Source organism: Nocardioides sp. (assembly GCF_016462705.1).
Taxonomy (GTDB): Bacteria; Actinomycetota; Actinomycetes; order Propionibacteriales; family Nocardioidaceae; genus Nocardioides.
In genome coordinates this window covers 1-5126 of sequence record NZ_JAEMSS010000241.1, presented here as the reverse complement: position 1 = coordinate 5126, position 5126 = coordinate 1, and the positions used below count along the sequence as shown (strand labels likewise).

Here is a 5126-nt window from a genome sequence, read left to right as displayed (position 1 = left end):
GGCTGGGCCGGAGGCGCGCGCCCTGGCGGGCGAGCAGCATGTGCTCCGCGGCGCGCGCCAGCGGGGTCGCCTCGTCGCCGAAGGTCCCGCCCGAGGTGGGCCCGAGGTCCGCGACCTCGGAGGCGGTGCGCACCGGTCCCGGGGTCGGCCGCTCGACGGTTTCACGTGAAACATCGATGTCGCCGGGTTCGACAACCTGTGGAGAACTGCCCTCCATCTGTGGAGAGTCACGCTCCGCGACCGCCTGCGGATCGGTGGATAACTCCGGCGACCCTTCGCCGGGAGTCTGCTCTGTCACCCGCTGTTCCTCCGCCCCGCCGATCGCTGCGTCGAGCTCCGTGGTCGCCGTGGAGGCGACTTCGCGTCAACCGCAGGGCGCCACGCTACTCGCGCCGGATCTGCGTGGGCCACCCGGACCGCCCTGGTGGTGGACAGCCGGTCGGCACCGGTCGTCACCGCGGACGCGGCGGCCCCCAGCTCCAGGATCTCCGGGGCGGCACATCCGTACCGCCAGAGCTCGTCCGTGGCCGCCTCGATTTCCGCTTCCAGCGACCGCCCCTTCATCGCCAGCAGCACGCCCGTCGGGGCGACCAGCGGCATCGACCAGGTGAGCAGGCGGGACAGCGGGGCGAGCGCCCTGGACGTCACCACGTCGAACTCCCGCACGCCGTGCAACGCCTCCGCCCGGCCCCGCAGCACCTCGACCTCGGACAGACCCAGCGCGTCGACCGCCTCGTGCAGGAAGACCGTTCGGCGCTCCAGAGGTTCCACGAGCGTGAGGTGCAGGTCAGGGCGGGCGAGCGCGAGGACCAGCCCCGGAAGACCGGCCCCCGAGCCGAGGTCGGCGACCGTGACGTCCGGGGGGATCGCCTCGGCCAGCATCGCGCAGTTGAGCAGGTGCCGGTCCCACAGCCGAGGAACCTCGCGAGGTCCGATCAGGCCCCGCTCGACACCGGCGGTCGCCAACAGTGCGGCGAACCGCTCGACGAGCTCGATCCGGTCCTGGGGGAACAACACGGCCAGGGCCGGCCCCGATGTTTCACGTGAAACCGGGCCACTCCCCGACGTTTCACGTGAAACATCGCCCGCCATGCGGCTCAGGCGGGCAGGACGACGACGTGCCGGCGGGGCTCGACGCCCTCGCTCTCGGAGGTCAGCCCGGCGGCTGCCACCGCGTCGTGCACGACCTTGCGCTCGAAGGGTGACATCGGCTCCAGCGACACGGGAGCACCGTCAGCCTTGACCCGGGCGACGGTCTGCTCCGCGAGCCGCTCCAGCTCGACCCGCTTCTCGGCACGGAATCCGGAGATGTCGAGCATCAGCCGCGACCGCTCACCGGTCTCCCGGTAGACGGCGAGCCGGGTGAGCTCCTGAAGGGCCTCGAGGACCTCGCCGCGGTCCCCCACGAGCTGGGAGAGGTCGGCGCCGACGATCGAGACCGCTGCCCGGTCGCCCTCGACGTCCATGTCCAGGTCGCCGTCCAGGTCGGCGATGTCGAGCAGCTCCTCGAGGTAGTCGGCAGCGATGTCGCCCTCCTGCTCGAGCTGCTCCAGACGGGACGGCTTCGACCCGTCCGTGTCGTCGTCGTCCGTGTCGGCATCGTCGCTGTCGTCCGCGTCGTCGCTGTCGTCGGCGTCGTCGGCATGCTCGGACCCCTCGGCGGCCTCGTCGACGGCGTCGACGGCCTCGGTCTCCTGGGCCTCGGTCTCCTGGGCCTCGGTCTCCAGGGTCTGCTCAGCCTCGGGGGCTGCGTCGGTCTCGGACGGTCGCACGTCGGACTCGGTCAACGCTTCTTCCTGTTCTTGTTCGGGACGCCCTTGGCGGGCACGTTCTTCTTGGGCTTCGGGGTGATCGCCTGGCCGTTGGCGGCCGAGGGGGTGGGGGCCGCGTCCGCCGGTGGCGCCGGGTCCGAAGCGGGCTTCGACGTCGCGGTGGTCGCGGTGTCGGTGACCGGCTTCGGGGCGGCGGCCTTGCGCTTGCTACGCGGCTGCCGCTGCGGCTGCTGGCGCTGGGCGGGGCGCTTCTCCGGCTCCGGCTCGGGCAGGGCCTCCTCAGCGGGCACCAGACCCTTCTTCAGCGCCTTGGCCTTGTCGCGCTCCTTCTTGGCCCGCTCGGCCTCGGTCCCCGGCGCCGGGTTGTTGCGGATCACGTAGAACTGCTGGCCCATCGTCCAGAGGTTGGAGGTGGTCCAGTAGAACAGCACGCCGATCGGGAAGGCGATACCGCCGACGGCGAACACGACCGGCAGCACGTAGAGGAGCAGCTTCTGCTGCTGCGCGTAGGGCCCGGTCAGGGCGTCCTTCGGCATGTTCTTGCTCATCAGCTGGCGCTGGGTGAGGAACGTCGTCGCGGTCATCGCCAGCACCAGGAACAGGGCCAGCGCGATGGTGCCGACGTGGCCGTCCGCCTTGAGGAAGGTGTCGGAGATCTTGATGCTGCCGAAGAGCTTGGCCTCGCCGAACTGGGTGGCGTCGTCCTTGCTCAGGATGCCCTTGGGCTTCTCGTTCGCGGCGTTGTTGAGCAGGGAGAAGAGGGTGAAGAAGATCGGCATCTGCAGCAGGATCGGCAGACAGGACGCGAACGGGTTGGTCCCCGAGTCCTTGTAGAGCTTCATCGTCTCCTGGGCGAGACGCTCCCGGTCGTGGCCGAACTTCTTCTGCAGCTCCTTGACCTTGGGCTGGATCAGCTGCATGTTGCGGCTGGACTTGATCTGCTTGACGAACAGCGGGATCAGGGCCGCACGGATGACCAGGGTCAGCCCGATGATCGACAGCACCCACGAGGCCCCGCTGGTCGCCGGCATGATCTGGCTCCACACGTTGTGCCAGCCGATCAGCACCGCCGAGATGGCGAAGTAGAGCGGGGCGACGATGAAGCCCCACAGGTCGGTGAAAAAGCCCACGGGTCAGGCTCCTTGTCCGGGCTCGAGGGTGGTGGACGGAACGGGGTCGTAGCCGCCGGCCGCCCAGGGGTGACAACGTCCGAGACGCCGGACCGCGAGCCAGGAGCCCCGCACGCTGCCGTGCCGCTCGACCGCTTCGAGGGCGTACGCCGAGCACGACGGGTGGTAGCGGCACACCTGGCCGTAGAGCGGGCTGATCAACGCCCGATAGGCGCGCAGGAACCAGATCAGGGGGTACTTCATGAGGTCACCATGGTCCGGGAGAGACAACGGCTGAGACCCGCGCGCAGTTCCTCCGCGAGCTCGGCCGAGGTGCAGTGCGCGGCCGGCGGGAGCGCACGGACCACCACGGACGCGCCGGGGGGCAGGGTCTCCAGCAGCGCGGCGACCTGGTGCCGCAGCCGGCGCTTGACCCGGTTGCGGACGACCGCGTTGCCCACGGCCTTGCTCACGACCAGTCCCACCCGGGGCGAGCGCTCCGACATACCGTCGGTATGTACATGCACGACGAGCGTGCGCGACCCCGCCCGTCGGCCGGCGCGAACCGTCGTCGAGAAGGCCGCGGGATCCGTCAGTCGATGGGCGGCGGGGAGCACCGGGAGAGCCCGGCGCTCAGACCGCGAGGCTCTTGCGGCCCTTGCGGCGGCGGGAGGAGAGGATCGCCCGGCCCGCACGGGTGCGCATCCGCAGGCGGAACCCGTGCGTCTTGTGACGACGACGGTTGTTCGGCTGGTACGTCCGCTTGCTCACGAGGTCTTCTCTTCCGGCTGGGCTGTACTACATGGTCTGGGGCCGACAGGTTCGCAGCTGTGCTGTCGGGCTCGGCTGTCGCGCGCAGGCTCCCTGCATCCAGCAGGGCGAGCGGGCATGGACCGACCGGCCAACGGTACGCGGACCGTGCGGACAGGGTCAAACCGTGGACCGTACGCCCTGGCCCCCTGTGCACAGCCGACCCCGGCGACGACGGCGTGTCGTCCGGGACACGCCGCCGCACCCTGTGAACAACCGGCCTGCCCTGTGGAGGACGGGTTGTGCCGGGTGCCTGCCGAGGGTTACGTTCAGCCGGGCCGAGGTTCCCTGCCGCTCCTCTCTGCTGACGTCACCTGACATCGGCTGACACATCCACGGAGCGTGTCTCGGTCCGGCTTCCTCCCTGGTGCCACCGGCGCTTCCCCCCTGCCAGTCACTTCGCACAGGCCCAGGTGCACAGCCTGTGGACAACCTTGTGGACAGCACCTGAGACCAGGGAAGGCATTGCGCTCGTGGATTCCAGCACCCCCGACGGAAACCCACTCGACTCGACCCCGTTGGAGTCGACCTGGCGATCCGTGGTCGCCGAGCTCGAGCCCAACCAGGCGGCCTGGCTCACCTCCTGCACGCCGATGTCGCTGCACGAGGGCCTGGCCATCGTCGAGGTCCCCGACGACTTCACCCGCAACCAGATCGAGGGCCGGCTCCGCGGCCAGCTCGAGGACGCGCTCTCAGCCGTCTACGGCGGCGAGATCCGGCTGGTCGTGACCGTCAACCCAGAGGCGACGCCCAGCGCGGACGTCACCGAGTCACTTGATCGACAAGACGACATGTCGACAAATCCCCCTCTGGCGGCCGTCCTTCCCCTCACCCCGGCGACCCACCCCGGGTCTCTCGCGGAACCCGACGAGCTCCCTGACTTCCCCGGCGACCCGCAGCCCAGCTCCACCACGACCTCCACGGCGGCACACGAGGCGCGGCTCAACCCCAAGTACACCTTCGAGACCTTCGTCATCGGGTCGTCCAACCGGTTCCCGCACGCCGCTGCCGTCGCCGTGTCCGAGGCGCCGGGCAAGGCCTACAACCCGCTGCTGGTCTACGGCGACTCCGGCCTGGGCAAGACCCACCTCCTGCACGCGATCGGGCACTACGTCCGCAGCCTCTACACCGGCGCGCGGGTGCGCTACGTGTCGAGCGAGGAGTTCACCAACGAGTTCATCAACGCGATCCGCGACGACCGGCAGGACCGGTTCAAGCGTCGCTACCGCGACGTCGACGTGCTGCTGATCGACGACATCCAGTTCCTGGAGGGCAAGACCCAGACCCAGGAGGAGTTCTTCCACACCTTCAACACGCTCCACAACGCCAACAAGCAGATCGTGCTGACCTCCGACCGGCCGCCCAAGCGGCTCGAGGCGCTCGAGGACCGGCTCCGCAACCGGTTCGAGTGGGGCCTGATCACCGACGTCCAGCC

General features: G+C 69.8%; 7 protein-coding genes. 1 reads left to right on the top strand and 6 read right to left on the bottom strand.

Going from position 1 to position 5126, the window contains the following annotated elements; genetic code table 11:
• Positions 1-294: 294 nt before the first annotated feature.
• The 6 genes from rsmG to rpmH all read right to left on the bottom strand — a co-directional run bounded on the left by rsmG (position 295) and on the right by rpmH (position 3652).
• Positions 295-1017, bottom strand: a complete 723-nt coding sequence (gene rsmG / locus JHD21_RS20430) for a 16S rRNA (guanine(527)-N(7))-methyltransferase RsmG (RefSeq protein WP_365696406.1) — start codon at positions 1015-1017, stop codon at positions 295-297.
• 80 nt (positions 1018-1097) lie between these two features.
• Entirely contained in the window at positions 1098-1553 is a 456-nt protein-coding gene (locus JHD21_RS20425; RefSeq protein ID WP_292679114.1) for a R3H domain-containing nucleic acid-binding protein, read from the bottom strand.
• 230 nt (positions 1554-1783) lie between these two features.
• Positions 1784-2902 carry a membrane protein insertase YidC gene (yidC, locus tag JHD21_RS20420; protein WP_292679110.1) on the bottom strand — a complete coding sequence of 373 codons (1119 nt, stop codon included), beginning with the start codon at positions 2900-2902 and terminating at the stop codon, positions 1784-1786.
• A gap of 3 nt (positions 2903-2905) precedes the next feature.
• Positions 2906-3145 (bottom strand): membrane protein insertion efficiency factor YidD, encoded by a 240-nt coding sequence (gene yidD, locus JHD21_RS20415; RefSeq protein ID WP_292679107.1) that lies wholly within the window; start codon positions 3143-3145, stop codon positions 2906-2908.
• Positions 3142-3498 carry a ribonuclease P protein component gene (gene rnpA / locus JHD21_RS20410; protein WP_292679104.1) on the bottom strand — a complete coding sequence of 119 codons (357 nt, stop codon included), beginning with the start codon at positions 3496-3498 and terminating at the stop codon, positions 3142-3144. The genes yidD and rnpA overlap by 4 nt, the downstream gene beginning before the upstream one ends.
• A 16-nt stretch (positions 3499-3514) precedes the next feature.
• Positions 3515-3652 carry a 50S ribosomal protein L34 gene (gene rpmH, locus JHD21_RS20405; RefSeq protein ID WP_030483636.1) on the bottom strand — a complete coding sequence of 46 codons (138 nt, stop codon included), beginning with the start codon at positions 3650-3652 and terminating at the stop codon, positions 3515-3517.
• Positions 3653-4284: 632 nt separating this feature from the next.
• Between rpmH and JHD21_RS20400 the strand changes: the two genes are divergently transcribed.
• The coding region (locus JHD21_RS20400; protein WP_292679112.1) for a DnaA/Hda family protein at positions 4285-5126 on the top strand (842 nt) is incomplete at its 3' end.